The sequence below is a fragment of the Flavobacterium sp. DW-iso2 genome, from assembly GCF_058725285.1.
The window spans coordinates 1-1,387 of sequence record NZ_JBZXDY010000062.1 but is presented as its reverse complement, the minus strand read 5'-3'; the positions used below and the strand labels follow the sequence as shown (position 1 = coordinate 1,387).

Here is a 1,387-nt window from a genome sequence, read left to right as displayed (position 1 = left end):
TCATTGTTGTCCGATAAAAAAAGAAGCCAAAAAGATGGCTTCTTTAAATGAATCGTAAATTTGTGTTTCGACATACAAAATACGATGAGTAAAAGTAATTATTTTTCTAGTAAATCTGTTTTCGGACAGCTGATTTCTTTAATTGACGATTCGATTATAAAAAAAGAAGTCAAAAAATGTGAATCAGACCGTTATACAAAGCGATTTACCACAAAAGACCATTTGATAAGTATGCTTTTTTGTTCTTTCTCAAAGTGTACATCACTTAGAGAAATATCTGGAGCAATGCTTGGTTTATCAGGTAAAACAAGTAGTTTTCAGTTAAATCACATCCCTAAAAGGAGTACTTTATCTGATGCTAATAAGAAAAGAGATGTTTTGGTTTTTGAAAATATTTATCATCAATTGCTAAAGCAATATGGTGGTTTTTTATCGGACAGCCGCATTAAAGATGTTATAAATAAGCAGGTCAAAATTTTTGATAGTTCAACAATTAGCCTATTCAAAGACATTATGGGTTGCGTAGGAAGAAATCCAAAAAGTGGAAAAAGAAAAGGAGGAATTAAATTGCATACGGTTGTCAATGCTGATGAAATGGTGCCGAGTTTGGTTTGGTTCAGCGAAGCCAAAACACACGACCACAATTTTTTAGAAAAATTAAAATGCGATGAAAACACCATTTATGTTTTTGACAAAGGATACAATGATTACAAGGCTTTTGAGCATTTTACAACTCAAAAAACAGGGTTTGTAACTCGAATAAAAGACAACGCATCGTATATAAGTATCGAAAAACTAGATATTGGAGAACGAATTCATAACGGAGTTTTAGAAGATGAAATTATTGAAATTGATGTAAAAAAAGGTAAAGAAATGTCGAAATTAAGGTTGAGAAAAGTGACGTTTTATGACCGAGTAAACAAACGAGAATTTGAGTTTTTAACTAATTTATTTGACTTGCGCGCCGATTTAATTGCGGCTTTGTATAAAACAAGATGGCAAATAGAGTTATTATTCAAACAATTAAAGCAAAATTTTCCATTAAAATATTTCTTGGGAGATAATGAAAATGCCATTAAAATACAGATTTATTGTGTTTTGATAGTTAACCTGCTATTAGCGGTGGTCAAAAAGAAACTAAAGCGCAGTTGGGCATTTTCAAATTTGGTTAGCTTTTGTAAAATTCATCTTTTTAATTACATCAATTTAATGAAATTTCTGGAAAATCCAGAAAAGGATTGGATAATTGACAAGGCTGAAACAGAACAACTATCATTAATTTTGTGACCTGTTTTTGGAAAAGCATAGAAGATGAAAATTAAAACAATGAAAATCAAATAGATAAAAAATAAAATATTACGATTTTATTTTTTATCGGACATTAATG

At 30.1% G+C, this 1,387-nt stretch carries 1 protein-coding gene; it reads left to right on the top strand.

Translation table 11 applies throughout. The annotated features are described in order from the left end of the window. Positions 1 to 84 precede the first annotated feature (84 nt). Entirely contained in the window at positions 85 to 1,287 is a 1,203-nt protein-coding gene (locus AC4PRO_RS18080; RefSeq protein WP_492118385.1) for an IS4 family transposase, read from the top strand. Positions 1,288 to 1,387: the final 100 nt, after the last annotated feature.

Bases quoted from the DNA above. Each gene is read 5' to 3' on its own strand.
- AC4PRO_RS18080 (WP_492118385.1), top strand. From the start codon at position 85: ATGAGTAAAAGTAATTATTTTTCTAGTAAATCTGTTTTCGGACAGCTG.